The organism is Oceanicaulis sp. (assembly GCA_040112665.1).
Taxonomy (GTDB): Bacteria; Pseudomonadota; Alphaproteobacteria; order Caulobacterales; family Maricaulaceae; genus Oceanicaulis.
In genome coordinates this window covers 1,388,396-1,413,285 of record CP157796.1, presented here as the reverse complement: position 1 = coordinate 1,413,285, position 24,890 = coordinate 1,388,396, and the positions used below count along the sequence as shown (strand labels likewise).

Annotated in this window: 25 protein-coding genes; 17 read left to right on the top strand and 8 right to left on the bottom strand. The window is 68.7% G+C overall.

Annotated features, from left to right (window positions below):
• The first annotated feature begins 161 nt into the window (after window positions 1-161).
• The 7 genes from ykgO to ABL308_06705 all read left to right on the top strand — a co-directional run bounded on the left by ykgO (window position 162) and on the right by ABL308_06705 (window position 3,960).
• On the top strand, window positions 162-287 hold the full coding sequence (gene ykgO, locus ABL308_06735; protein ID XBQ17573.1) for a type B 50S ribosomal protein L36: 126 nt from the start codon (window positions 162-164) through the stop codon (window positions 285-287).
• A gap of 7 nt (window positions 288-294) precedes the next feature.
• A complete protein-coding gene (locus ABL308_06730; protein ID XBQ17572.1) occupies window positions 295-909 on the top strand; it encodes an HAD family phosphatase in 615 nt (204 codons plus the stop codon).
• A 58-nt stretch (window positions 910-967) separates the two neighbouring features.
• On the top strand, window positions 968-1,549 hold the full coding sequence (locus ABL308_06725) for a hypothetical protein (GenBank protein XBQ17571.1): 582 nt from the start codon (window positions 968-970) through the stop codon (window positions 1,547-1,549).
• An 8-nt stretch (window positions 1,550-1,557) separates the two neighbouring features.
• Window positions 1,558-2,514: an alpha/beta hydrolase gene (locus tag ABL308_06720; protein XBQ17570.1), complete on the top strand. Its 957-nt coding sequence runs from the start codon at window positions 1,558-1,560 to the stop codon at window positions 2,512-2,514.
• Window positions 2,515-2,610: 96 nt separating this feature from the next.
• A complete protein-coding gene (locus tag ABL308_06715; protein XBQ17569.1) occupies window positions 2,611-2,895 on the top strand; it encodes a DUF2312 domain-containing protein in 285 nt (94 codons plus the stop codon).
• 13 nt (window positions 2,896-2,908) lie between these two features.
• Window positions 2,909-3,475, top strand: coding sequence for a hypothetical protein (locus ABL308_06710; GenBank protein ID XBQ17568.1), 567 nt, complete (start codon window positions 2,909-2,911; stop codon window positions 3,473-3,475).
• Window positions 3,476-3,600: 125 nt separating this feature from the next.
• Entirely contained in the window at window positions 3,601-3,960 is a 360-nt protein-coding gene (locus tag ABL308_06705; protein ID XBQ17719.1) for an ASCH domain-containing protein, read from the top strand.
• 925 nt (window positions 3,961-4,885) lie between these two features.
• Here ABL308_06705 and ABL308_06700 read toward each other — a convergent pair.
• The gene (locus tag ABL308_06700; protein XBQ17567.1) at window positions 4,886-6,367 is read right to left on the bottom strand and encodes a sigma-54 dependent transcriptional regulator; all 1,482 of its coding nucleotides are present in this window, start codon (window positions 6,365-6,367) and stop codon (window positions 4,886-4,888) included.
• Window positions 6,368-6,637: 270 nt separating this feature from the next.
• On the opposite strand from ABL308_06700, the gene ABL308_06695 reads away from it, so the two are divergent.
• From ABL308_06695 to ABL308_06670, 6 genes are all read left to right on the top strand, one after another.
• On the top strand, window positions 6,638-7,561 hold the full coding sequence (locus ABL308_06695) for an alpha/beta fold hydrolase (GenBank protein ID XBQ17566.1): 924 nt from the start codon (window positions 6,638-6,640) through the stop codon (window positions 7,559-7,561).
• 83 nt (window positions 7,562-7,644) lie between these two features.
• Window positions 7,645-7,938: an aa3-type cytochrome c oxidase subunit IV gene (locus ABL308_06690; protein ID XBQ17565.1), complete on the top strand. Its 294-nt coding sequence runs from the start codon at window positions 7,645-7,647 to the stop codon at window positions 7,936-7,938.
• A 92-nt stretch (window positions 7,939-8,030) separates the two neighbouring features.
• On the top strand, window positions 8,031-9,161 hold the full coding sequence (locus ABL308_06685; GenBank protein ID XBQ17564.1) for a Re/Si-specific NAD(P)(+) transhydrogenase subunit alpha: 1,131 nt from the start codon (window positions 8,031-8,033) through the stop codon (window positions 9,159-9,161).
• A gap of 11 nt (window positions 9,162-9,172) precedes the next feature.
• Window positions 9,173-9,517 (top strand): proton-translocating transhydrogenase family protein, encoded by a 345-nt coding sequence (locus ABL308_06680; protein ID XBQ17563.1) that lies wholly within the window; start codon window positions 9,173-9,175, stop codon window positions 9,515-9,517.
• Complete coding sequence (locus tag ABL308_06675) at window positions 9,514-9,708, top strand: hypothetical protein (GenBank protein ID XBQ17562.1); 195 nt, start codon at window positions 9,514-9,516, stop codon at window positions 9,706-9,708. The genes ABL308_06680 and ABL308_06675 overlap by 4 nt, the downstream gene beginning before the upstream one ends.
• Window positions 9,709-9,732: 24 nt before the next feature.
• Window positions 9,733-11,139, top strand: a complete 1,407-nt coding sequence (locus tag ABL308_06670; GenBank protein XBQ17561.1) for an NAD(P)(+) transhydrogenase (Re/Si-specific) subunit beta — start codon at window positions 9,733-9,735, stop codon at window positions 11,137-11,139.
• Here ABL308_06670 and ABL308_06665 read toward each other — a convergent pair.
• On the bottom strand, window positions 11,136-11,582 hold the full coding sequence (locus ABL308_06665) for a hypothetical protein (protein ID XBQ17560.1): 447 nt from the start codon (window positions 11,580-11,582) through the stop codon (window positions 11,136-11,138). The two genes, ABL308_06670 and ABL308_06665, sit on opposite strands and share 4 nt — an antisense overlap.
• A 137-nt stretch (window positions 11,583-11,719) precedes the next feature.
• Here ABL308_06665 and ABL308_06660 point away from each other — a divergent pair, with 137 nt between their 5' ends.
• Entirely contained in the window at window positions 11,720-16,582 is a 4,863-nt protein-coding gene (locus tag ABL308_06660; protein XBQ17559.1) for an alpha-2-macroglobulin, read from the top strand.
• 193 nt (window positions 16,583-16,775) lie between these two features.
• Complete coding sequence (pbpC, locus tag ABL308_06655; GenBank protein XBQ17558.1) at window positions 16,776-18,833, top strand: penicillin-binding protein 1C; 2,058 nt, start codon at window positions 16,776-16,778, stop codon at window positions 18,831-18,833.
• A gap of 7 nt (window positions 18,834-18,840) precedes the next feature.
• Here the strand turns inward: pbpC and ABL308_06650 are convergent, their stop codons facing one another.
• From ABL308_06650 to ABL308_06640, 3 genes are read right to left on the bottom strand one after another with little or no spacing between them, the layout of a single operon-like run.
• Window positions 18,841-19,677 (bottom strand): hypothetical protein, encoded by an 837-nt coding sequence (locus tag ABL308_06650; protein ID XBQ17557.1) that lies wholly within the window; start codon window positions 19,675-19,677, stop codon window positions 18,841-18,843.
• Window positions 19,678-19,736: 59 nt separating this feature from the next.
• The gene (locus tag ABL308_06645) at window positions 19,737-20,135 is read right to left on the bottom strand and encodes a hypothetical protein (protein ID XBQ17556.1); all 399 of its coding nucleotides are present in this window, start codon (window positions 20,133-20,135) and stop codon (window positions 19,737-19,739) included.
• Window positions 20,132-20,899 (bottom strand): DUF6065 family protein, encoded by a 768-nt coding sequence (locus ABL308_06640; GenBank protein ID XBQ17555.1) that lies wholly within the window; start codon window positions 20,897-20,899, stop codon window positions 20,132-20,134. Before ABL308_06640 ends, ABL308_06645 begins: the two co-directional genes overlap by 4 nt.
• A 397-nt stretch (window positions 20,900-21,296) precedes the next feature.
• Here ABL308_06640 and rlmN point away from each other — a divergent pair, with 397 nt between their 5' ends.
• The gene (gene rlmN / locus ABL308_06635; GenBank protein XBQ17554.1) at window positions 21,297-22,454 is read left to right on the top strand and encodes a 23S rRNA (adenine(2503)-C(2))-methyltransferase RlmN; all 1,158 of its coding nucleotides are present in this window, start codon (window positions 21,297-21,299) and stop codon (window positions 22,452-22,454) included.
• 4 nt (window positions 22,455-22,458) lie between these two features.
• Here the strand turns inward: rlmN and ABL308_06630 are convergent, their stop codons facing one another.
• On the bottom strand, window positions 22,459-23,106 hold the full coding sequence (locus ABL308_06630; protein ID XBQ17553.1) for an MT-A70 family methyltransferase: 648 nt from the start codon (window positions 23,104-23,106) through the stop codon (window positions 22,459-22,461).
• Entirely contained in the window at window positions 23,096-23,689 is a 594-nt protein-coding gene (locus ABL308_06625; GenBank protein XBQ17552.1) for a BglII/BstYI family type II restriction endonuclease, read from the bottom strand. The genes ABL308_06630 and ABL308_06625 overlap by 11 nt, the downstream gene beginning before the upstream one ends.
• Window positions 23,690-23,854: 165 nt before the next feature.
• Between ABL308_06625 and ABL308_06620 the strand changes: the two genes are divergently transcribed.
• Window positions 23,855-24,211 (top strand): hypothetical protein, encoded by a 357-nt coding sequence (locus ABL308_06620; GenBank protein XBQ17551.1) that lies wholly within the window; start codon window positions 23,855-23,857, stop codon window positions 24,209-24,211.
• A 4-nt stretch (window positions 24,212-24,215) separates the two neighbouring features.
• On the opposite strand, the gene udk is transcribed toward ABL308_06620, so the two are convergent.
• Window positions 24,216-24,887: a uridine kinase gene (udk, locus tag ABL308_06615; GenBank protein XBQ17550.1), complete on the bottom strand. Its 672-nt coding sequence runs from the start codon at window positions 24,885-24,887 to the stop codon at window positions 24,216-24,218.
• Window positions 24,888-24,890: the final 3 nt, after the last annotated feature.

Below are 24,890 nucleotides of genomic sequence, written 5' to 3'. Positions count from 1 at the left end.
GCGCGCCGGAGCGGTGAGGGAGTGCGATTTGACGGGATTTTTTCGGTCCGATGTCAGCTAGGCTTTGTTGACAGCGCCCGCCGGGCCCGGTAGATCGCCCGCTCTTGGAAATTCCGCCCCGGGCTGCGGCACGGGGCTTTTTAAATCGCAGGGCGACGACGATGAAAGTGCGCAGCTCCATCCGGTCTCTCAAGAACCGTCACCGCGACTGCCAGGTCGTGCGCCGCCGCGGCCGGGTCTACGTGATCAACAAGAAAGACCCGCGCTTCAAGGCCCGCGCCGGCTAATCCAGCCTTGGCGTCGCAGGCCCGCGCGGTCCTCTGGGATCTCGGCCACACGCTGGTGGACTGGAACCCGGCTCGCGTCTATCGCGAGCTTCTACCGGACGACGACGCCGTCGAGGCTTTCCTCGGCGGCGTTTGTACTATGGCGTGGCATTCCCGCCATGACGCCGGCGTGCCGATGGCGGAAAACCGCAAACCGCTGATCGCCGCCCATCCCGACAAGGCCGATCTGATCCGCGCCTGGGACGAGCGCTGGCCGGACATGTTCGACGGCTGGGTGGACGGGATGGAGGCGCTGGTCGAGGACCTCGAAAGCGCCGGCGTACCGCAATTCGCGCTGACCAACCTGCCCGCAGAGAAATGGCCGCACATCCAGGCCACCTACCCCGCGATCGCCCGGTTTCAGACCGCCGTCGTCTCGGGCCGCGAAAAGCTCATCAAGCCCGATCCGCGCATCTATCAGATCACGGCCGAGCGCATCTCGACAGCGCCGGGCGAGACGGTCTTCGTGGACGACCGGGCGGAGAACATCGAGGCGGCGCGCCGGGAAGGCTTTCTGGGCGTGGTGTTCAAGGATGCGGAGACGACCCGCGCCGTCCTGCGCGGCGTCGGCCTGCCGGTCTGAGGCGGGGCGTGCAGACGCCGCGCTTGCTCATTAACGGCCGCGCCCTATCCTGCCCTTCATGATCCTCACCGCGCTTCTTCTGGCCGCGACGCCGCCGATCGTGCTCGATCCGCCCCTCGGGGCGGGGAGTGAGCCCGGCGCGACCGACTATGTGAGCCCGCAAGCGCGGCTCGCCCTCCGGCTGGAAGATCTCGCCGCTGCGCCCAGCGAGGCGCGCGCCGACGCGATCGCCAGCGAGGTCCGCTCGCTCTGGCGTCAGCAGGCCGGTCCGACGGCCGATCTTCTGCTGCAGCGCGCCGAGACCGCGATCGAGGCCGGCGACCGCGCCACCGCCTCGCGCGCCTATGCGCACCTGCGGCTGCTCGAACCCGATTACGCCGAAGGCTGGGTGCAGAGCGCGGAGCTCGCCGCCGCCCAGGCCGACTGGGAGTTCGCGCTGGAAGCGCTGAACACGGCGGTCAGCCTCGATCCCGACCGGTTCGACGCCTGGGCGCTGCTGGGCCGGGCGCTCGAGAACGCCAGCGCGCGGCAGGCTGCGCTCGAGGCCTATGAGGAAGCGCTCGCCCGCCATCCCTTCCACCCGGTCGCCCGGCCCGCCGCGGCCCGGCTCGAACGCGAGCTCGCGGGCCGCGCGTTGTGACCCGCAGAATGGGCTGGATCGTCCTGATCGCGCTGCTCGCGCCGGTTCTGCTGCTGCTCGGCGCCTGCGCCACGGGCCGCGAAACTGTCGAGGAGATCGCCGAGCGCTTCCCGCCGGAGGGCGATTTCGTCACGGTGCAGGGCGTGCGGCTCCATCACAAGATCACCGGCCCCGAAGGCGCGCCCGAAGTGCTGGTTCTGCACGGCGCCTCGTCCAATCTCAACGACCCGCAGGCTGCGCTCGCCGACGATCTCGCCGATTATCGCGTGATCTGGCTCGACCGTCCGGGCCTCGGCTGGAGCGAACGGCCCGAAGGCGGCGGGGACTGGACGCCCGAGCGCGAGGCCGATCTCATCGCCGCCTTCCTGACTGAGATCGGGATCGAGCGCGCGACGGTGGTGGGCCACAGCTGGGGCGCAGCGATCACCTTGCGCCTGATGATGGATCATCCGAACCGGACGCAGGGCGCGGTGCTGCTCGCGCCTGCGGTCCGGGCGAACGTGGGCGATCCGGCCTTCTATAACGAGCTTTCCACCTGGCCGGTGATCGGCACGATCATGACCCGCGCCGTTGTGCCCGCGATCGGGCCCGAGCGCCTGCAGGACGGCGCGGAAAGCGCGTTCGAGCCCGAGCCCGTGCCGGAAAACTATATCGAGCGCAGCCATCTGCCGCTGATCCTCAGGCCCGGCCCCTGGCGGCACAACGCCGCCGACATGGCGCGGGTGAACGAGAGCCTTGAAGAGCAGGAAGACCGCTACGGCGAGATCGACCAGCCGGTGATCCTGCTGGCCGGCCCCGAAGACACGGTGGTCTACGCCGACCGTCACGCCAGGCCTGTCGCGGAGACCTTGCCCCGAGGCGAGCTCAGGCTGATCGAGGGCGCGGGTCATAACCTGCACTACCGGCACGGCGATGCGGTCGCCGAGGCCGTCGCCGACGTGATCGCACGCAGCTCCGGCATGTGAAAAACCGCCCGCCGGCGCGGCCGCGCCCGCTTGCCCCGGACCGCGCGGACCGCATAATCGGGGCCGACATCCAATCCCCGGACAGAGGACCCCTCCATGGCCGATTTCGCCGCCGCCGCGACGCCCGAGAAAGACGAATCCGACGCCATCGGCGCGGCCGCCCGCGAACAGCTCAAGCAGTTCGTCGCCCGCATCGAACGCCTCGAAGAGGAAAAGGCGGGCCTCGCCGCGGACATCAAGGAGGTCTACGCGGAGGCCAAATCCTTCGGCTACGACACCAAGGTGCTGCGCAAGGTGATCTCCATCCGCAAGCAGGACCGCCATGAGCGCGAGGAGCAGGAAGCCCTGCTCGAGCTCTATCTCGGCGCGGTCGGCGAGTAAGCCGCCCCGAGCGATGGCGCGCGAGGTCGACGACAAAGCCACCCGCAAGGCCATGTCCCGCATCCGCCGGGCCAAGGCCGCGGTCGAACGCGCCATCGCCAGGGCCGAGTCCGACGATCCCGACGCCGCCGAGGCCGCGCGCGTCGAGCTTTCCGACTGGGAGACCGAGTTCATGACCTCGGTCGAGCAGCGCCTGTCCACCTATGGGTCGGCCTTCGCCGACCCCACGCTGGGCGATGACGGCGAAGCGCTGTCCCGGCTGCAGATCGCCAAGCTCAAGGAGATCGAGAAGAAGGCGAAGGGCAAGGCCCCGCAAGGCTTCTCCCGCGCCTCCTCGTTCAAGTCCAAGGGCTCGGGCTTCAAGCGCAAGGGTCCGCCCCCGCGCGCGAACACCCGCGACATCAACGCCGATCTGCCCGCCGAAGACACGCCCGAACCCACCGATCCGCTGGGCGAGCTTGAAGAAAGCGGCAAGATCCGCCGCGGCCTTCAGATCGTCGACGGCGACCGGGCCGAAGACGGGCCCAAAGAAGGCGGCGCGCCGAAGCTGCGCATTATCGACGGGGGCAAGGAGCCGTGAGCGTGCTGCAGGTCGCGCCCGCCCTCACCGCTGAACAGTCCGCCTTCTAGGCCCGCTTCCAGGCGGAGACCGGCGAGACGGCCGATTGCCCGCGCTTTGTCGACGCCTTCGGCGATTCCCCGGCGCTGCAGGACGAGCTTCTGGGCTTCGTGCTGGCTGGCCGCAAACGCGCCACGCCGAGCCTTGCGCGCTGGTATGACGATGCGACCGGGCCGAGACCCGGCGATCTGACGCTGATCCTGGACGGCTCGGGCGCGCCGGCCTGCGTGATCCGCACGCGGTCGGTGGAGATCGCGCCGGTTCACGCCGTGACCGAAGAGTTCGCCTACGAGGAAGGCGAGTACGAGGCCACCCGCGAACGCTGGCTGGCCGACCACCGCGCCTTCTACCGCCGCGAGGCCGAGCGCGAAGGGTTCACGTATTCCGACGATCTCGACGTGGTCTATGAGCGTTTCGAGATGGTCTGGACGCCGGCGCGCAATTGAGACGCCCCCTGCGCCGAAACCCTCGCCGCAAAGCTTGCGCGAGGCGATGAGAGAAGACGGTCGGCGCGGGCGGCCGTTCGGCCGAACGCAATTGCGAAGGTTCAAGAGCCGGACGAAACGCCCGCGCCCGGTGCTGTGAGTACGGGCCGATACCTTACGGTTGCTGTATAGCCCGGCGGGTACGGCTTGCTTCGCCCCGCTCAGCCGGCCCCGGTCACGCCGGGGTGGGCCATTGCGGGGTTTGGGCGCGCTTCGCCGGGATTTCGACCTCGGTCACCCCGGAAAGACCGCCGCCTCGCATCCAGCCCGGGGATTTCCCCAGGCTGAAGCGGCCGCCCCGCCGGACACCGCCCTCACCCCGACCGTGACGCGTCGCGACCGCCGCCTTAACCGGGTGAGAGGCGAATAAGTATAGGCGCGCCAGGAAAGAGGCGGACAAGGCCGGGGATAACGCGCGCCCACCTTCCCTGAATTCCCGGCCGAACCCCCGGACCTGATCCGGGGGAAGAGCCGGGACCTTGCGCAGGATCGGGCGCGCACGCACCGACGCCTCGGGTTTTGGAAACCAGCCCCACCTCGTCATTCCTGCGGCATGTCCTCGCGAAGGCGGGGAAAGCGGGAACCCAGGTGATCGCAGAGCAGCGGGTAAGCCGGACTGGGTCTGCCGACCCGTTCGCTGCTTTCAAAGGGTCTCCCAGACCCTTTGATCCGCTACGCGGACCAGCGCTCACCCCCGCTTTTGCGGGGATGACGAATTGGAGACGCCCGCTCCTCGATTCCCACCCCTCGCTTCCCGGCCAAGCCCGTCAGCGCGCCGAGCCGGGATCCACCGGAAACACTCAGCCACCTGGCTGAGCGCATGCGGCAGATCCCGTGTCTCCCCCGGATCAAGTCCGGGGTCCGCACGGGAAGCGAGGGGTGGCGATCAGCCCGCTTCGCGGAAATTGTCCACGTCGAGCTCGTATTCGCGGACTTTGCGGTAGAGCGTCGAGCGGCCCACGCCGAGGCGCCGGGCGACCTCGGCCATGCGGCCTGAATAGGTCTCGATGGCGAAGGCGATGAGGTCGCGTTCGATGCTCTCTAGCGAGCGCAGATGCCCCCCGGCGTCGAGAATGTCGACGGGGAAGTCCTCCTCGCCGGCCTCGCTCGCGACCGTTTCGAACCCGGCGGGTTCGGCCGGCGGCGCGGCGTCGGGCGAGGGCGCGGCGGGCGCGGCTTCCTCGCGCAAGGTCGGGGCGAGCCCGGAGATTTGCGGGAAGTCCTCGGGCGTCAGATAGTCGCCGTCGCACAGCACGACCGCGCGGAAGACCGCGTTTTCGAGCTGGCGGACATTGCCCTTCCAGTCATGGCCTTCGAGAAGCGACATGGTCTCGCCCGAGGCGTCGATGACCGCCTTGCCTTCCTGGGCGTTGAAGCGCGCGATGAAGTGGCGCACCAGCGCGGGAATGTCCTCGCGGCGCTCCTTCAGGGACGGCACCTCGATCGGGAAGACGTTGAGCCGGTAGAACAGATCCTCGCGGAACTGGCCGGACTTCACCTGCTCGGCGAGATCGCGGTTGGTGGCCGAGACGATGCGCACGTCGACCTTGACCGGCTTCTTGCCGCCCACGGGATCGACTTCGCCTTCCTGCAGGGCGCGCAGCAGCTTGACCTGCATCTCGAGCGGCAGTTCGCCGATCTCGTCGAGGAAGAGCGTGCCGCCGTCGGCTTCCTGGAACTTGCCCAGATGCTTGGCGACCGCGCCGGTGAACGCGCCCTTCTCGTGACCGAACAGCGTGCTCTCGACCAGGTTTTCCGGGATCGCGCCGCAGTTCACGGCCACGAAGGGCCGGCCCGCGCGATCGGACGCCGCAGCGATCGACCGCGCGACGAGTTCCTTGCCCACCCCGCTTTCGCCCTGGATCAGGATCGGAATGTTGGATTTCGCCGCCCGCTCGCCCAGCCGGACGACCTGACGCATGGCCGGCGCGCCGGCGATCATGTCGGAGAAGCCGAGCTGGCCGGACTTGGTCTTTTTAAGGCGCGTCACCTCGCCCGAGAGGTCTTTCACCTTCAGCGCGTTGCGGATCGACACCGCGATGCGCTCGGGGCTGGCGGGCTTGACGAAGAAGTCCACCGCGCCCGCGCGCATGGCCTTGACCACGGTCTCGATGCCGCCATGCGCGGTCAGCACGATGACCGGCAGATCGGGCTCGCGCGCCTTGATCGCCTCAAGCGTCTCGATGCCGTCCATGCCGGGCATCACCATGTCGAGCATGACGACGTCCACGCCGCCGCGCTTGACCGCGGCCAGGCCGGCCTCGCCGTCCTCGGCGGTCTGCGTATGATGCCCCTGCTTTTCCAGAACCGCCTGAAGCAGGCGGCGCTGGGTCGGATCGTCGTCGACGATCAGTACGGTCTTCGCCATCTCACCCACGCCTTTTCGGTCGCTACCGGGTCCGGCTCTTTCTGCTGCGGCCCGGGGTGTTCCCCGTGACCGAAGCGGCCGTCCCGTTTCATCCACGCGGCCCGTTATGGGACAGCGCCGGTAAAAACGGCGTGTAGAGGCTGGTCAGAAATCGTTAGGGTAAAGAGAGGGTTAGCGTAAGCGAATCAAGGCGGTGAGCCGCCGGTTTGACGCCTGTCCCCTCCGCTTCTAACCAGAAGCGCGATTAATTTTTTCTGATCGGTGTCCCTCATGGCCAGTTCCGACCGCCCCGCCCCGCCGCTCGCCGAATTCGGCGGCGCGCCGCTCGATCCGCCCGCCTGGTTCGCCGAGGCGCTGGACGATCCCGTCGAGGAGGGCGCGGCGTCCCAGGGCGGCGGCGAGATCGTCTGGAAGGCCTGGGGCGAGCGCGGCGCGCCGGCGCTGGTGCTGGTGCATGGCGGCACCGCGCACAAGGGCTGGTGGGACGCGCTGGGTCCCTTCCTGGCGCGGCAGGGCCGCCGGGTGATCGCGCCGGACCTGCCCGGCATGGGCCAGTCGCGCTGGGCCGATCAGTATACGCTGGACGACCACGCCGCAGCGGTCATGGCCGCCGCAGAGGACGCAGGCGGGTTTATGGCGGGAGCCCCGATCATGGCCGGCCACAGCTTCGGCGGGTTCGTCACGCTGAAGGCGGCGACCACCGCGCCGGGCGAGCGGCTGAAGGCGGCGATCATCCTGGACAGCCCGATCCGCAAACCGGAAAAGCAGCGCGAGGGCGCCCCGCCCAAGCGCGGCGGCAAGATCTATCCCGATCTGGCCACCGCCCTGTCGCGCTTCCGGCTGCTGCCCGAACAGCCCTGCGACAATCTCTGGCTCGTCGACCATGTGGCGCGCGGCAGCCTTAAGGCCGCCGAGGGCGGCTGGACCTGGTGGTTCGATCCCGGCATCTGGGCCAAGCTCTCCTATGAGCGGCGCGATCCGGAGAAGGCCGCAAAAGACCTCAGACGCCCCCTCGCCTTCGTGCGCGGGGCGCAGTCCTCGCTCATGGGCGCGGAGACCTGGGACTACATGAAATCGGTCTTCACAGCTTCGCCCTTCGTCACCGTGCCGCAGACCCGCCATCACCTGGTGCTGGACGATCCGCTGGCCACCGTCGCGGCGCTGGACGCGCTGATCGAGGGCTGGGCGCGCTAGCGCCGCCTAAAAGCCTTGGCCGGGGGAAAGCTGCGTGATAGATCGCGGCCCCGGGCAGAAGAGACCACCGAACAGAGGGCGACATGGCTGACGATTACATCCGCGGTCAGATGGACGTTTCAGAGCACAAGCGCACGTTCGACGGCGTGATGAACGTGTCGACCTACGCCGCGCTCGTGACCGGCGTGGTGGTGATCTATCTCACCCTGGTCTTCGCCAATTCCGGCGACTGGCTGGTCTCGCTGTTCATCTCGCTGGTGGTCGGCGCGGTCGCCGGCTTCTTCACCAAGCGCGGCACGCTGTACTGGACCACGCTGGGCGTTCTGACCGTGATCACCCTGATCTCGGGCGTAATCGTGAGCGCGTTCGCGGGCTGATTTAAGCCCGTCCTTTTACCCCCCTTTCCGAATGCGACCGATTCGGCCATGCTCGCGGCCGAAGGATTAACCGTGTTCGAGGGCCGGGGTTCATGAAAGTCGCCGTACTCGCCGAAACGCGCCAGGGCGAAGCCCGCGTCGCGGCCACCCCCGACAGCGTCCGTGCGCTGATCAAGGCCGGCGCTGAGGTCGCTGTCGAAAAAGGCGCCGGCGCCAAGGCGAGCTTTTCCGACGCCGACTATGAAAGCGCCGGAGCCGCGGTCGGCACGAAAGCCGCGACGCTGAAGGGCGCGGACGCGCTGTTCTGCGTGCGCCGACCTGACGCCGCCACTTTGGAAAAGCTCAAGGACGGCGCGGTCGTCATCGGTCTTCTCGAACCCCACGGCGACAAGGACTTCGCCAAGGTCTGCGCGGACGCCAAGGTCAACGCGCTGGCGATGGAGTTCACCCCCCGCATCACACGGGCGCAGTCCATGGACGCGCTGTCTAGCCAGTCCAACCTTGCAGGCTATCGCGCCGTCATCGAGGCCGCCGAGCTTTACGGCCGGGCCTTCCCGATGATGATGACCGCCGCGGGCACCATCGCGGCGGCCAAGGCCTTCGTGATGGGCGCAGGGGTGGCGGGCCTTCAGGCGATCGCCACGGCGCGGCGCCTCGGTGCGGTGGTCAGCGCGACCGACGTGCGCCCCGCCGCGAAGGAACAGGTGGCGAGCCTGGGCGCGAAATTCGTCGCGGTCGAGGACGAGGAGTTCAAGGCCGCCGAGACCGCGGGCGGCTACGCCAAGGAAATGAGCGACGAGTACAAGAAAAAGCAGGCCGAGCTCGTCGCCAGCCATATCGCAAAGCAGGACGTGGTGATCACCACCGCCCTGATCCCCGGCCGCCCCGCCCCGCGCCTGATCGACAAGACCATGGTCGAGGCGATGAAGCCGGGCAGCGTGATCATCGACATCGCCGCAGCCAACGGCGGCAATTGCGAGCTGACAGAGCCCGACAAGGTCGTCGTCCACAAGGGCGTGACGGTGGCCGGCTTCACCAACCTGCCGGGCCGTCTGCCGGCGGATTCCAGCCAGCTTCTGGCGAAAAACCTCGTCAATCTCTTCCCGCTCATCAAGGGCGAGGACGGCGCGCTCGCCCCGCACTGGGACGACGACATCATCAAGGGCATGGCGCTGACCAAGGACGGCGCCGTGGTCCATCCCTCGCTGACCGGCGAGGCGTAAAGGAGCCCGACATGGACGCAGTTTCGACCGTCGATCCGTTCATCTTCCGCGTGGCCATTTTCGTGCTCGCGGTCTTCGTGGGCTATTACGTGGTCTGGTCGGTCACCCCGGCCCTCCACACCCCGCTGATGAGCGTGACCAACGCGGTCTCCTCGGTGATCATCGTCGGCGCGCTGATCGCCGCGGGCGCGTCTGCAGGCACCGACGGGGCGCTGTTCGGCAAAGGCTTGGGCGCGATGGCCGTGCTTCTGGCCAGCGTGAACATCTTCGGCGGCTTCATGGTCACCCAGCGCATGCTGGCGATGTACAAGAAGAAGGAAAAACCGGCGAAACCCGCCGGGGAGGCGAAATCTTGATCCGCCTGGTTCCGCCGATCCTGACCGCAGGCGCGGTCGCGGCGGTCGGCTTCGCCGAGTGCGCGGCCGATTCCCGCATGATCCGCCCCGAGATCGAGCCCGATCCGCTATGCACGCCGCCAGAGCCCGGCGAGCCGCCGGCGCCCGGCTGTCCCGAACCGGTGGCGGAAACCCCGCCGTCCGCCCGATAATTTCACGCGCGAGGCCGAACGCCCATGTCCGCCGATATCGCCGCCCTTCTCTATCTCGGTTCCGGGATCCTGTTCATCATGGCGCTGCGCGGGCTTTCCAGCCCTGAAACCGCGCGCCAGGGCAATTATTTCGGCATGGCCGGGATGGCCCTCGCCGTCCTGACGACGCTTCTGGTGGTCGAGCTGGACGGGGCGGGCCTGCTTCTGATCGCCGGCGCGGTCGCGATCGGGGGCGGGATCGGCGCGATCATCGCCAAGCGCATCGCCATGACCGCGATGCCCCAGCTCGTCGCCGCCTTCCACTCGCTGGTGGGTCTCTGCGCGGTGCTGGTCGCCGCTGCAGCGCTTTACGAACCTGAGGCGTTCGGCATCGCCGCGCCGCTGGGCGGGCTGAAGGCGCTGAGCCTTGTCGAACTGGCGCTGGGCGTTGCCATCGGCGCGATCACGTTCTCGGGCTCGGTCATCGCCTTCATGAAGCTTCAGGGGCTGATGAGCGGCGCGCCGATCGTGTTCAAGGGCCAGCACTGGCTCAATCTCGCGCTCGGCGTGACGATCTTCGTGTTCATCGCCTTCCTGACCGCCTCGGGCGGGGACAACAAGACCGCGTTCTGGATCATCACCATCGTCGCGCTGATCCTGGGCGTGCTGCTGATCATCCCGATCGGCGGGGCGGACATGCCGGTCGTGGTCTCCATGCTGAACTCGTATTCGGGCTGGGCCGCCGCCGCTCTGGGCTTCACGCTGGAGAACACCGCGCTTCTGATCACCGGCGCGCTGGTGGGCAGCTCGGGCGCGATCCTCAGCTACATCATGTGCAAGGGGATGAACCGCTCCTTCATCTCGGTGATCCTGGGCGGGTTCGGCGCGGAAAGCTCCGCCGCCTCGGGCGCTGCGGACATCGACCGCACGGTCAAGCAGGGCTCGGCGGACGACGCGGCCTTCATCATGAAGAACGCCGGCAAGGTCATCATCGTGCCCGGCTACGGCATGGCCGTCGCCCAGGCCCAGCATGCGCTCAAGGAAATGGCCGACATGCTGAAGGAGGAAGGCGTGGACGTGAGCTACGCCATCCACCCCGTCGCCGGCCGCATGCCCGGGCACATGAACGTGCTGCTGGCCGAAGCCAACGTCCCCTATGACGAGGTGTTCGAGCTCGAGGACATCAACAGCGAATTCTCCACCGCTGACGTCGCCTTCGTAATCGGCGCCAACGACGTGACCAACCCCGCCGCCGAGGACGATCCGTCCAGCCCGATCTACGGCATGCCGGTGCTGCAGGTGTGGAAGGCCAAGACCGTCTTCTTCATCAAGCGCTCGCTGGGCTCGGGCTACGCCGGCATCGAGAACCCGCTCTTCTTCCGCGACAACACGATGATGCTGCTCGGCGACGCCAAGAAGATGACCGAACAGGTGGTGAAGGCGCTGGATTAAGGCGTCGCCGTCCGCGCTTCGTCCAGTCTGTCGCCGCGGCGGATGACGCCGGGGTCGATCGCGCCGGTGTCGAACTTGCGGCGCGCAGCGCGGCCGCGGCGGACCAGCGCCATGACGTGTTCGACCTGATCGCCTTTCATCACGGGCAGAAAGTCGCAGACCCAGGTTTCCTCGCCGCCGTCCGGCGCAGATCGAGTGATCTCCGCGCAGAGCACGGGCTCGCCGACCTGGAGCACCGCCTCGACATGCTCATGGCAGACAGCGAACACGTCCGGCATCTCACGCGCCGGATCAAACCCGTTCGGGCCGCACGCAAAGCCGTTGACTTCATCCATCGCCGCATTGGTGCGCACGACGCGATGGTCACGGTCGATCAGGCTGACGCCGATCGCGGAATCCATGAGCGTATCGAGCAGAATCGTATCGGTCGAACGTCCAAACATGGCGAGGGGTCCCATGAGCGTTCCAACGCCACAATTAGAGGGTAAACTTACACCCCGCGCAAGCATGGAATCGCCACGACGCCTTCCCTTCGCCGGATTTCCGTTCATGATCGGGCCGGGGACGACGGAGGCAGGCTATGCGTATCCTAAAGACCGGACTTGTGATCGCGGGCGCGATGGCGCTCTGGCTCGGCGCGTGCGGGGAAGGTCCCGCGCCCGAGGCTGAAACGCGGGAGGGCCCGGCGCTTCAGTCACGGCCCGCCGACGCGCCGCGCGCCGCGCCGGAGGCCGATCAGGATTTCGCCTATCTGCGCTATGCGATCAACGAGGACAGCACCGCGCCGGAGCTGTGCCTGACCTTCTCCGCCGCGCTCGATCCGGACACGGATTATTCGGCCTATGTGGCCGTGGACGAACCGGTCTCGCTGGGCGTTCAGGGCTCGCGGCTCTGCGTGGGCGGGCTCAATTTCGGCCAGACCCGGACGATCACCCTGCGCGAGGGCCTGCCCAGCGCGGACGGGCGCGCGCTCGAAAGCGATGTCGAGACGGTTCTGAGCTTCGACGACCGGCCGGCCTATGTGGGCTTTTCCGGCTCCGGGATCATCCTGCCGCGGATCGAAAGCGACGGCCTGGCGATCGAGACGGTGAACGTCGACGCGGTCGAGGTCACCGTGCGCAGGCTGAACGACCGGGCGCTGGCCTTCCGTGAGCTGACCGACGGGTTCACCGCGGCAGAAGGCGAGTGGAGCTGGACCTCCAGCCGCGAAGAGCCCGGCGAGCTGGGCGTGGAGATCTATCGCGGCCGGGTGGACACGGCCGGCCCCGCGAACGCGCCGCAGACCACCGTCATCCCCGTCGCCGAAACCATCGGCGTGCTCGAGCCGGGCGCCTATTATGTCGAGCTTTACGACGCCGCCGCGCTGGAGCGCGAGGATCGCGAGCCCGGCGCGCGGGCGGCACGCTGGCTGATCGTCACCGATCTAGCCTTCACCACCTATCGCGGGGAGACCGGGCTCGAGACGATCGTGCGCTCGCTCGACACCGCGCGCACGCTGGCCGGCGTCGAGGTGCAGCTGATCGCGGTTTCAAACGAGATCCTCGCCACCCGCGTCACCGGCGCTGACGGGCGTGCGAGCTTCCCCGCCGCGCTGGTGAACGGTCAGGACGGCGACCGGCCGCGGCTTCTGACCGCCTACGGACCGTCTGGCGATTTCGCGGTGCTCGATCTGCAGCGCGCGCCCGTGGATCTCTCCGACGCGCCGGTTTCGGGCCGCGCGCCCTCTGGCGTGGCGGACGCCTATGTCTATCTCGACCGCGGCATCTACCGGCCCGGCGAGACCATACGCGCCACCGCGCTCTATCGCGGCCCCGCCGGCGAGGCGGTCGCCGACCGCGCGGGTTCGCTGACGCTCTATCAGCCCAACGGCCTTGAATACGCCGTGCGCCGGTTCGAGCGCGCGCCGGACGCGGGCGGGATCCAGTTCGATTTCGACCTGCCCGCCGCCGCCGCACGCGGCGTCTGGCGTCTGGCCGCTGCGCTGGACGGCGTGGGTACGGTCGGCCAGCAAAGCTTCCAGGTGGAAGACTTCGTGCCCCAGCGCGTGGCGCTGGATCTGACCGCCGACGACGAAACCCCGATGCGCGCCGGTGAGACCCGCCCGATCGAGGCGGACGTGCGCTTCCTGTACGGCGCGCCGGGCGCCGGCCTGCCCATCGAGGGCACGGCGCGGGTGCAGACCGACCCAAGCCCGTTCGAGGGCTATGGCGAATACAGCTTCGGGCTTCATGACGAGCCCTTCGGCGAGGAGATGTTCGACCTGCCCCGCACGACCGCGGACGGGGCGGGCGAAGCCTCGATCCCCGTCGAGATCGGCCGGCGCGGGGCGGACGCCACCCGCCCCTTGCGCGTGCGCGCGGTGATCCGCGTGCAGGAGCCCGGCGGACGGGCCGTGTCCGACGACGTACGCATCCCCTACCGGCCGCGCGACCTCTATCTGGGCCTGAAGCCTGAGTTCTCCGGCCGGGCCGAGCGCAACGCCAGCGCCGCCTTTTCTCTCGTCGCGCTGGACGCGGCCGGCGCGCCGCGCGCGGCTGACGCTCAATGGCGTCTGGTGCGCAACGACGTGGATTACGACTGGTACCGCACCAGCGGCGGCGAATGGCGCTGGCGGCGCACCGAGACGGTCGTGCCGATCAGCGACGGCGCGGTGCGCCTCAGCGGTCAGGGCGCGGCGACCATCGAGACCCCGCCGCTCGACTGGGGCGATTACGAGATCACCGTCTCCGCGAACGGCCAGGAGCTCGCCAGCCGCAGCTTCTGGGTCGGCTGGGGCGGCCGCACCGAGGACGGCGAGGCCGCGCCCGATCAGGTCCGCGTGGCCGGTCCCGAAGCCCCGGTCGCGGTCGGCGGCGAAGCCGTCGTCACCGTGCGCGCGCCCTATGCCGGCCGCGCCGACATCGTGGTGGCCACCGACCGGGTCATCAGCCTGCGCCAGATGGAGCTGGGCGAGGAAGGCGCGGAAGTGCGCCTGCCCGTCACCGCCGCCTGGGGCCAGGGCGCCTATGTCATGGTGACCGTGCACACCCCGCGCGATCCGGTCGACCAGCCTCTGCCGCGCCGCGCGGTCGGGGTGGCTTACGTCCCGGTCGACATCGACGCGCGCACCTTCGAGATCGAACTCGGCGCGCCCCAGCTCGCCGAACCCAACACCATTGTCGAGATCCCCGTGCGCGCCGCAGGCGGGCCGGACGAACCGGTCTTCATGACGCTGGCGGCCGTGGACGAGGGCGTTCTGCTGCTGACCCGTCACCAGAGCCCCGATCCGGTCGATTTCATCTTCGGCAAGGAGCGGCTGGGCGTCGATCTTCTGGACGATTACGGCCGCGTGCTCGATCCCAATCAGGGCGCGGCGGCGCAGATGCGCTCTGGCGGCGACCAGATCGGCGGGGCGGGCCTGTCGGTGGTGCCGACCGAGACCATCGCCCTGTTCGAAGGCCCGGTTTCGCTCGGCCGCAACGGCGAGGGCGTGATCAGGCTCGACCTGCCCGACTTCAACGGCGAACTCAGGCTGATGGCCGTCGCTTGGTCGCGCTCGGGTCTGGGCGCGGCGAGCCAGCCCATGACGGTACGCGATCCCGTAGCCGCCGAGCTGATCCTGCCGCGCTTCCTCGCGCCCGGCGACACGGCCGAGGCGACGCTGACGCTCGATAACGTGGACGGGCCTGAGGGCGTCTACGCCGCGGCGATCGACGCCGAGGGCGCCGTCGCCGTGCGGAACGGTGAGACCGAAGGACAGCTGCCGCGCGGCGAGCGTGTCGACACGCCGGTGACGATCGCCGGCGACAGCGAAGGGATCGGCCGGCTGGCCCTGTCGGTCACCGGGCCGGACGGGTTCGCCGCGTCCAGCGCGTATCCGATCCAGATCCGCTCGCCCTGGCTGCCCGAAACCCGCTCGCAGCAGATCATCCTAGGGCCCGGTGAAAGCTATTCGCCCGCGCCGCAGCTTCTGGACGGCTTCACGCCGGGCTCAGGTTCGGTGCAGGTCAGCGCCTCCGCCACCCCGATCGACGCGGCCGCGCTCTACGCCTCGCTCAGGCTCTACCCCTACGCCTGCACCGAGCAGGTCACGAGCATGGCGATGCCGCTGGTCTACGCCGGCCGGCTGAGCGCGCTCGCTGGAACCGACGGGCCGGAGGATGCGAACCTCGAAGTGCGCCGTACGCTCGAAACCGTGCTGAGCCGGCAGGGCGCGGACGGCGCGTTCGGGATGTGGCGCATGGGCGACGGCGACGCCTCGGCCTGGCTGGGCGCCTATACGACAGACTTCGTCGCGCGGGCCGCAGCGGCGGGTCACCCCGTGCCGCCCGCGGCGCTGGACCGCGCGCTGGCCGCGCTCCAGCCGGTCAGCCAGGGCGAGATCTGGCGTTCGGGCTATGAAGATCCGAACCCCAACCCGCGCTGGACCAGCGACACCCGCGAGGCGATCATCGACCGCAGCGCGGCCTACGCCCTCTACGTGCTCGCCCGCGCCGGACAGGCCGACCGCTCGCGCCTGCGCTACATGCATGACGAGCGCCTGTCGGCCATCGCAAGCCCGCTCGCCCGCGCCCAGATCGGCGCGGCGCTGGCTGCGGTCGGCGACGAGGCGCGCTCGGTCAGCGCGTTCGAAGCGGCGGTCGAGGCGCTCGGCTACCGCAATGACGGCGACTGGTACCAGACGCCGCTTAGGGATTTCGCCGCCGTGCTGGCGCTGGCCGCAGAGGCCGGGCGCACCGACGTCGTCGAGTTCCTCGCCAGCCGGATCGGCCGCGATCAGCCCGAACCGTCCATGCTGACCACTCAGGAGAAAGCCTGGCTCGTCATGGCCGCCGCCGCTCTGGCCGGAGACGCCGACACCCTGCCGGTGAGCTATTCCGGCGATGCGGCGAACCCCGCCTCGGTGCGGTATGACGCCGACACGCTCGACGCCGCCGGCGCCTTCACCAACACCGGTCAGCAGCCGGTCTTCCTGAGCGTTTTCAGCCGCGGCGCGCCGGACGGCCCGCCCGCGCCTGCGAGCAATGATCTCAGGCTTGAAAAGCAGGTCACCGACACGGCGGGTCGGTCGATCAATTCCACGCTGGCTCAAGGCGACCGGCTCGTGGTGGCGCTCACCCTGCGGCCCGAACGCCGGGCGATGCGGAGCTATGTCATCGCCGATCTTCTGCCCGCCGGCTGGGAGATCGAGGCGGTGCTTCAGCCCGCAGACGCCGGACCTCAGGGCGCCTACGCCTTCCTGGGCCAGCTCGATTTCGCCCAGATCGCCGAAGCCCGCGACGACCGCTTCGTCGCTGCGGTCGAGGCGCGCCGGCGCGAGGACGGCGACCCGGTCAGGCTCGCCTATCTGGTCCGCGCGGTGACGCCGGGCGAGTTCGCCCTGCCTGGTGCGGTCGCCGAGGACATGTACGCCCCGCAGGTCAACGCCCGCACCGGCGCCGGCCGCGTCCGGATCGAGCGGTGATCGCGCAAGCCGGGGCAACACCGTCCCTCTCCCTTGCGGGGAGGGTGGACCGGACCGCAGGTCCGGGCCGGGTGGGGGTGCGGCGCGAGGCCTGCAAAACACGGCACGCCGGCGCTCACCCCACCCGTCCGCTTCGCGGACACCCTCCCCGTCAAGGGGAGGGAAGAGCGCGCGTTCCCGCGAGGAAAACGCCGTGACGGTCCTGCGCCGCCCCGCCGCGATCTACGGCGCGTGCCTGCTCGCCGCGCTGGTCCTGATCGCCGGGCTCGACCGGCTGTTTCCGCCGCCGATCGAGCGGGGGCGCATGGTGTCGGTGGTGGCCGAGGACCGGAGCGGGGTCGCCTTGCGCGCCTTTCCCGTCGAGGACGGACGCTGGCGGCTGGCCGCCGATCTCGACCGCATCGATCCGGACTTTATCGACGCGCTTCTGACCATCGAGGACGCGCGCTTCAACCGTCATCCCGGCGTCGACCCGTTCGCGGTGATCCGGGCGGGCTGGCAGGCGGCGAGCCGGGGAAGGATCGTTTCGGGCGCCTCGACCATCACCATGCAGACCGCGCGCCTGCTCGAGCCGAGGCCTCGCAATCTCGGCTCGAAGATCGTGGAGTCCGTCCGCGCCCTGCAGCTCGAAGCCCGGCTCTCCAAGCGCGAGATCCTGGAGCTTTACCTCACTCTCGCCCCCTATGGCGGCAACCTTCAGGGCGTGCGCGCGGCGAGCTGGGCCTGGTTCGGCCGTGAGCCTGAAGACCTCACCCCGGACCAGATCGCGCTTCTGATCGCCCTGCCCCAGAGCCCGGAGGTGCGCCGCCCCGATCTGCGCCCCGAAAGCGCACGCCTCGCACGCGCGCAGATCCTGGACCGGCTGGCCGAGGCGGGCTGGATTTCCGCCGAACGCGCGACCGACGCCGCCGACGAAGCCCTGCCCCGGGGCCGCAACGCCTTTCCCGCCGAGGCCTGGCACGCCGCAGAGACGGTGCGCGACCGGGCGTCAGGCGCCGGCGTGGTGCGCTCGACCCTCGATCTGTCGCTGCAGCGCGAAGTGGAGACGCTGGTCCGCCGTCTGGCCGAAGCAGGAGGTCCGGGCGTCCAGGCGAGCGCACTGGTGGTGGAGATCGACACCCGCGCGGTGCGCGCCGCGGTCGGCTCGGCGGGGCGCGATCTTGCGGGCGGCTGGCTCGATCTGACCGAGGCGCGGCGTTCGCCGGGCTCGACGCTGAAACCCTTCGTCTACGCGCTCGCCTTCGACGACGGGGTGGCCGCGCCGGGCACGCGGATCGACGATCTGCCGGCCCGCTTCGCCACCTACCAGCCGGAGAATTTCGACCGCGGCTATCGCGGCGAGGTGACGATCGCGGACGCCCTGCAGCACTCGCTGAACGTGCCGGCGGTGCGCGTGCTCGACCGGGTGGGCGCGAACCGCTTCGCCTCGGCGCTGAGCTTCGCCGGCGCATCGCCGGACATTCCCGGCCGGCTCGACGGCGCAGCCGGGCTCGCGGTTGCCCTGGGCGGTCTGGGCCTGAGCGCGCAGGACCTCGCCGTGCTCTATGCGGGGCTGGGCGATTCCGGCCGGGCCCTGCCGCTCGCCTTCACCGAGGCCGAAGCGCAAGCCAACAGATCCGCCGCGCCCGCCCGGATCGTCAGTGCGGAAAGCGCCGCGGAGATCGTGCAGATCCTTTACGGCTCGCCCGCCCCGCCGGGCCGCATGCCGGCGCATCTGACCACCGGCGCGCCGGCGGTCGCCTACAAGACCGGCACCTCCTACGGTTTTCGTGACGCCTGGGCGGCGGGGCTCGCGGGCGGGTATGCGCTGGTGATCTGGACCGGCCGGCCCGACGGCGCGCCGCGCCCCGGCGCGACCGGGCGCAGCGAGGCGCTGCCCGCCCTGTTCGACCTCGCCGACATCGTCGCGCGGCACGACCCCTCAGCGCTGCGCCGGCCGGCGAGCGAAGCGCCGAGCGCGGCGCCCGCGCCTTTGGCCGATTTCGCCCGCGAGGGCGCGCCGCCCGACATTCTCTTCCCGCCCGAAAACGTCGAGCTCTGGGCCGAAGCGCCCGGCCGCCCCTTCGTGCTGAGCGCGCGCGGGGACGGCGCGCTGAGCTGGTATGTCGACGGAAAACCGGCCGGCACGAACGCCAGCGGCGCGCCGGTCTTCGCGCCGCAAGGTCCGGGCTTCTACACGCTCACGGTCGTCGACGCGGCGGGCCGGTCCACCCGCACAAGCGTGCGCGTAAAGATGGCAGAGGGCGCCTGATCGCCGATCACCACGCCCACGGATCGTCGAAATCGAGATCGGGAAACATGGCCTCGGCCCTCGCCTCGCAGGCCCGGGCGGCGCCCCCATGCTCCCAGAATTCCTCGACCGTAATGGTCGCGAAGACGCCCTTTCCGATCGGGCGCGCGTCCTCGATACGCCGGCCGTCCGTGAGCGCAGCGACCAGATCGGCCAGGGTCGAGCCGGGGATGGCGCAGCGCTGAATGTAGCGCTCCACCCCGTCCGCGGTTTCGATCTGCAGATAGGCCGACGCGCCGTCCTCGCAGCCGATCCCGTTCGCATCCTTCAGGAATATCGGCGCAGGCGACAGGATGGGGATCTGGCTGCGGCACCCGTCGGCGAGAAACGCGTCGACGGCGCCGGCCAGCCGGTCGCTGATCGCGCCTTCCGCGATCGCGCTGGGCGCCCGGCACTGCAGCGCGGGATGGTCCGCAGGTGTGTCGCCGGGCGGCGGAGGACGCGGGATGTAGGACGAGCCCGCGCGCGAGGACGTGCGCACCGTCCACGCGCCGCCGCGCCGTTCGGCGCGCACCCAGTCGGTCCGGTTCACGTGGATGTTCGGGCCGATATGGAAGTTCACGATCACGTCGTCGCCCGAGAGCGGCTGAGCGGTTTCAGTCCAGCCCCACGCCGCGGCGTCCTCGGCGAAGCCCGCGGTGATCGCCTCGAAATCGTAATATCCGTAGGCGTCCCAGGCCACGGCGGCCTCGGCGGGGCACTGACGGGCGGTCAGCGGCTCGACCAGGCCGATCTCGCGCTTGATCCCTGACCCGGCGCAGCCCGCCGCGAGCGCGGCGGCCAGGACGGCGAACACGATCCGCATGGCGGAGTCCCCCCTTGATCGACCGTCAAAGGCTCGGGGTCCGGGCGCGGTCTGTCAAATCAGGGGCGTCTGTAGGAGATCTGGAACACCGTCTCGCCGATGCTGATCTCGGTCTCGGCGTTGTAGACGAAGTCCTCAGGCGCGGAGATCCCGACCGTCAGGGCGCGGGGCCGCACCCAGGCGATCGCGTAATCCTCCCGCGCGCCCTTGCCGATCAGGAAGACCCGCTCGCGATGGGCGACCGGGCCGGGTTCGGCGCCGGTCTCGGCGAGTTCGAAATGGAAGGAATAGGCCGAGGTCGCGCCGCAATTCCTCCGCCACACGCGCACCTCATGCGCCTCTCCCGGCGCTGCGACGGTGTCCAGGATCTCGTTCTCGCAATCGCCGAACATTCCGCAGGCGGACAGGACCGTTGCGGCGAGGCCGCAGAGCGCAAATAGAACGAGGCGTCGGATCATCGTCTGGTCTTCTTCGGCTTGGGTTTGCCCGGCGCGAACTCAGGAACGCGGATCTTGATCTTGTGGTCGGCCGGGCCTTTCGACCCGTCCGGATAGAGACCGCGATAATAGCCCTTCTGCCATTTTTCTTCAGCCGCCGCCTTGTCGCCGGTCTTCAGGCGGCCAGCGAAGTCCGACCGGCTCTCGCGCCAGACCTCCATCTGCTTGAGCGCCTTGGGGTCTTCGTAGAGCGAGCGGATTTCCGGGGTGACCCGCTCGAACAGGTCCCGGCGCACCGGGAAGAAATGCGCGATCGCCTCGCCGGGCTCGAAGCGCACCTCGCCGGGCCGGGTGAAGCGCCAGTTCATGGTGAAGGAGTAAGGGCTCCAGTCGGTCTCGATCACGCCGTTCAGGCCCACGATCCCGTCCTTGACCCCGTTCACCGGCCCGGAGACCCAGAGATTCCAGCCCGGCGGGGTGCGCATCAGGAAGCCCATCTCGAAGGTCAGGATGCCCGAGCCGAAATTCGCCATGGCCGAGCCCGGCCGGTGCATCGCCATCGGGTCGTCGAGCGCGACCTGGACATCCTCCACCCGCGCCCCGCCGTTCCAGCGCGCCGTGACGCCGGTGGGCGTGAACACCTCCCAGCCGTGCTGATTGGCCGCCGCCAGCGGCAGGCAGCGATAGGCGAAGCTTTCCGGCGTGTCGTCCATCCAGCCCCGCCGGCTCTCGGCAGGACGAACGGGGATCGGCTTGTCGGAGAGGGGATGCAGGGTGAGTTTCATGGGCGAGGAAACCGGTGATGAATGAACCTCGGCGAGCCTAACCGCTCGCGCGTTGCGCTCAAGCCGGAGCGCGCAGGGGGCGCGGCGCCCAGGCTTGCGCATTCGCCATCGCGCCGGCCCCTCCCACGAGGAGCTCACCCCACCCCAGCCCTCCCCTCAAGGGGAGGGAGGGGCGTTGCGGTCCGGACCGGCGCTTTTGTGGAATGGCGCCAGGAAGCCCAAACCTTTGAGCGCCGCTATAGCGCCCCTCCCTCCCCCTCGGGGGAGGGCCGGGGTGGGGGGGGGGAGCGCAAGCGATCGATCGCTGCGCTCGTCGATCTCAGAGAGACGCGAGGCGTCAGCGCGCGTGTGACCCGAGGCTCGCGATCTCGCCGCAATTGGACTATATGAGCGCGCCATGACCGCGCACGCTCTCAATCTCGACTTCGCAAACCGGCCCGCCACGGCCGGTCCGATCCCGCTGGCCGGGATGACCCGCGCGCAGATCCGCGAGGCGCTGATCGCGCATGCGGGCGTGGACGAGAAGAAGGCGAAGATGCGCGCCGACCAGCTCTGGCGCTGGATCTATCACTACGGCGTCACGTCGTTTGACGAGATGACCAACGTCTCCAAGGACCTGCGCAAGGTGCTGGAGGAAAAGTTCACCCTGGCCCGCGCCGAAGTGGTCGAGCGGCTGGTCAGCGTCGACGGCACGCGCAAATACCTCATCCGCTTCGCGCCGGGCGTGGAAGCGGAGACCGTGTTCATCCCCGACGTGGGCAAGTCCGGCGCGCTGTGCGTCTCGTCTCAGGTGGGCTGCACGCTCAACTGCACCTTCTGCCATACCGGCACGCAGAAGCTGGTGCGCAATCTCACTGGGGCGGAGATCGCCCAGCAGGTGATGATCGCGCGCGACGATCTGGGCGAATGGCCGACCTCGAACGAGGACCGGAAGATCACCAACATCGTCTTCATGGGCATGGGCGAGCCGCTCTATAATCTCGACCATGTCAGCGACGCGATCGACGTGATCTCCGACGGCGACGGCATCGCGATCGGCCGGCGGCGCATCACGGTGTCGACCTCCGGCGTCGTGCCGAAAATGACCGAGCTGGGTGAGCGCACCCGCGCCATGCTGGCGATCAGCCTTCACGCCACCAACGATCCGCTCCGCGACGAGCTGGTGCCGCTGAACAAGAAATACCCGATTGCAGAGCTGATGGACGCGATCCGCGCCTATCCCGACCTGTCCAACGCCAAGCGGGTGACGTTCGAATACGTCATGCTGAAAGGCGTGAACGACAGCCCCGCCGAGGCGCGCGCGCTGGTGAACCTGCTCAAGGGCGTGCCGGCGAAGATCAATCTCATCCCGTTCAACCCCTGGCCGGGCAGCCCGTATGAGTGCTCGGACTGGGAGACGATTGAGAAGTTCGCCGAGATCGTGAACCGCGCCGGCTACGCCAGCCCGATCCGCACGCCCCGAGGCCGAGACATCTTCGCCGCCTGCGGCCAGCTCAAAAGCGAAAGCGTGAAGATGCGCGCGAGCGAAAAGCGGCGGCTGGAGCGCGAGGGGTAGGCGGTTACTCTGCGGCGATTGCCGAGCTGTGGGCGTAAGTGGCCCAAGTCGGACGATATGACTCGTCCGCCTGATCCCCCCAAACCGTCCAACCGTCCCGGACACCACGGGAGAACATTTCCAGCCTCGGTCCCCAAGAGCACGACTCGATCAGCTCATACTGCTCGTCAGGCTTACGCGAATGTTCGCGTTTCCTTGTCGCGAGGTAATTCACCTGTCTGCGTCCGGCGTCGAGCGTCCGTGCTTTCTTCCCTCTGACGCCGAAGAGAATGAGTTCGGTCACGTTTCGGAAATAAAATCCGACACCACGTCCGTCCGACCCGCCGTCCTTTCGGATTTTGTGCCAGACGAGGTTCGACTTGTATTCGAAGCCCCACGCGCTCATCACCCGAAGGCCTTCAGGCAGCAATGCGTTGGGGACCCAGAGATAAAGGTGCGCCGGCTCCGCTGCGATGTCCGCAACAGGGAGTTCGCAAATTTCGTCGAGGTCCATGGTGCCGTAACGTGACAAACGACGGTGTTCGGGCGCCATTTTGCCGGTTCGGTTGGTGAAGCGCCAAGGCGGGTCGGCCAGGATGGTCCCGAAGCGCGTGTCCCCTGCAGTCTCAAGGAGGCTCGCGGAAGCTTCACGAAGAAGCGGGCTATCGGTCATCGACGTAGCACTCCTTGGTGATGGCGAACACGACCAGCGGGCACCCGCCCCCTGCGCCGCCCTCGATACGAGGAAGCAATTTGCTCAGATGAGTCGTGGAGGAACCGAAGCTCGATCCGCGGCCAAGTTCCTTGAAAATGTCCTGGAGTTCGGTGGCTCTCGTGACGATCACCCCGACATCAATCGCGCGAAGCTCGAATAACTGGCGAAAGTTGTTCAGATCGCGATCAAAGAACGGGTCTTTGTTGTTCCACTCCACCTCAAGAGCGACTCGGCCTTTCACGCAGTCCACCTTATGAGACGGCGCCTCAAACCGCTGATCATCGACGATAATCGCAGTCGAATAGGTTTTTTCCGCCCAACCAAGATCGTACAGCCGATCATCCAGCCGGTGCGCGATCGGCGATTTCGCGCCGCCCGGCTTGAGAATGTCTGTTGCTGTCAATTCAAACTCGCGCAGCACAGTCATGATCTCCCGCCAACAGTCGGCGTGGGCTGTGTGCAGCACAGCCAATCCGTTCCGCCACTCGCGGACATCAAAACGGGTGCGAACGTCGCGAGGGACAAGCGAATCAACTGACATACTCGAACGCTAGCACGCAGCTTTATGTTCCCATAATGTTCTAAGCATCGGCATGTGGCAAGATAGAATTGGTTGCAAACCAAAATTCTAAGCCCCGCCTGCCCGGAACACCCCCGCCCCTCCCCCGCGTTGTCTGTCTGACCAGCAACGCGAACGGAGGCGCCCATGTCCGGCCCCAAGCCGAACCCGAAGCCCGATCCCAATTACGGCGAGACCGACCCGGCCGAAGCCACCGCGCCGACCACGCGCGAGGAGCAGCTGAAAAGCCCTGAGGTGCGCGGCGACGTGCCTGCGGGCGATCAGTCCACGACCGGACGGTCGGGCGGCGAGATCGCGCGCGATATCGGCTCGAAAGACGAGATCGAGCAGCAGTTCGAGCGTGAAGGCTCGAAAACCCGCGTTCACAAGAGCGAGGAGCAGACCGTTCCCAAGACCGATAACGAGCTGAACCGGCCCGGCGAGCGGCGCAATCCCGACGAGGACCGCGGCCTTCGCAACAAGGGCTCCAGCCGCAAGGGCTGACCCGTCAGGCCGCGCGCGAGGCCTTGAAGGCCTTGATGCGGCCGGCCAGCGGCTCGGCGAGCGCGGTGAAGAAGGCCGACAGATGGTCGGCCGGCCGCGCCGCCGCCGCGTCGTTGCGGATCACCAGATCGGCGTGCTCGCGGCCCGGCGCGGTCCATTCGTGATGCATGGGCCGCACGGTCCTGAGATACTGGCTGACGACCGAATGCGCGGTGCGTCCGCGCTCGTTCACGTCGCGCAGGATGCGGCGCGCCAGGCGGATGTCGTCGGGCGCGTCCACGAACACCTTGATGTCGAACAGCGCGCGCACGTCCGCGCTGCAGAACAGATGGATGCCCTCGACCACCAGAATGTCGGCGGGCTCGATCCGGCGCGTGTCCGCGCGCCGGCGATGGATCGTGAAATCATAGATCGGCGCGTCGACCGGCTCGCCCGCCTTCAGCGCCGCCAGATCGCGGGCCAGCCGCGGATGATCGCGAGAGGCGGGGTGGTCGAAATTGAAGGCCGAGGCGTCGAAATCAGGCTTCGCGCCGTGGTCGCCGTAGTAATCGTCCTCGGCCAGCACCAGCGCGCTCAGCGGCGCGGCCGCACGCGCTGCGGCGCGGGCGATCTCGGTCTTGCCCGACGCCGATCCGCCGGTGACGCCGATCAGAAGGCGCGGTTTGAAATCGGTCATGGG

Coding starts and splice junctions, on each gene's coding strand:
- ABL308_06660 (XBQ17559.1), top strand. CDS start 11,720: ATGCGTATCCTAAAGACCGGACTTGTGATCGCGGGCGCGATGGCGCTC.
- ABL308_06680 (XBQ17563.1), top strand. CDS start 9,173: ATGGACGCAGTTTCGACCGTCGATCCGTTCATCTTCCGCGTGGCCATT.
- ABL308_06710 (XBQ17568.1), top strand. CDS start 2,909: ATGGCGCGCGAGGTCGACGACAAAGCCACCCGCAAGGCCATGTCCCGC.
- ABL308_06685 (XBQ17564.1), top strand. CDS start 8,031: ATGAAAGTCGCCGTACTCGCCGAAACGCGCCAGGGCGAAGCCCGCGTC.
- ABL308_06620 (XBQ17551.1), top strand. CDS start 23,855: ATGTCCGGCCCCAAGCCGAACCCGAAGCCCGATCCCAATTACGGCGAG.
- ABL308_06670 (XBQ17561.1), top strand. CDS start 9,733: ATGTCCGCCGATATCGCCGCCCTTCTCTATCTCGGTTCCGGGATCCTG.
- rlmN (XBQ17554.1), top strand. CDS start 21,297: ATGACCGCGCACGCTCTCAATCTCGACTTCGCAAACCGGCCCGCCACG.
- ABL308_06695 (XBQ17566.1), top strand. CDS start 6,638: ATGGCCAGTTCCGACCGCCCCGCCCCGCCGCTCGCCGAATTCGGCGGC.
- ABL308_06700 (XBQ17567.1), bottom strand. CDS start 6,367: ATGGCGAAGACCGTACTGATCGTCGACGACGATCCGACCCAGCGCCGC.
- ABL308_06720 (XBQ17570.1), top strand. CDS start 1,558: ATGGGCTGGATCGTCCTGATCGCGCTGCTCGCGCCGGTTCTGCTGCTG.
- ABL308_06665 (XBQ17560.1), bottom strand. CDS start 11,582: ATGTTTGGACGTTCGACCGATACGATTCTGCTCGATACGCTCATGGAT.
- ykgO (XBQ17573.1), top strand. CDS start 162: ATGAAAGTGCGCAGCTCCATCCGGTCTCTCAAGAACCGTCACCGCGAC.
- ABL308_06725 (XBQ17571.1), top strand. CDS start 968: ATGATCCTCACCGCGCTTCTTCTGGCCGCGACGCCGCCGATCGTGCTC.
- udk (XBQ17550.1), bottom strand. CDS start 24,887: ATGACCGATTTCAAACCGCGCCTTCTGATCGGCGTCACCGGCGGATCG.
- ABL308_06690 (XBQ17565.1), top strand. CDS start 7,645: ATGGCTGACGATTACATCCGCGGTCAGATGGACGTTTCAGAGCACAAG.
- ABL308_06630 (XBQ17553.1), bottom strand. CDS start 23,106: ATGACCGATAGCCCGCTTCTTCGTGAAGCTTCCGCGAGCCTCCTTGAG.
- ABL308_06625 (XBQ17552.1), bottom strand. CDS start 23,689: ATGTCAGTTGATTCGCTTGTCCCTCGCGACGTTCGCACCCGTTTTGAT.
- ABL308_06640 (XBQ17555.1), bottom strand. CDS start 20,899: ATGAAACTCACCCTGCATCCCCTCTCCGACAAGCCGATCCCCGTTCGT.
- ABL308_06645 (XBQ17556.1), bottom strand. CDS start 20,135: ATGATCCGACGCCTCGTTCTATTTGCGCTCTGCGGCCTCGCCGCAACG.
- ABL308_06715 (XBQ17569.1), top strand. CDS start 2,611: ATGGCCGATTTCGCCGCCGCCGCGACGCCCGAGAAAGACGAATCCGAC.
- ABL308_06650 (XBQ17557.1), bottom strand. CDS start 19,677: ATGCGGATCGTGTTCGCCGTCCTGGCCGCCGCGCTCGCGGCGGGCTGC.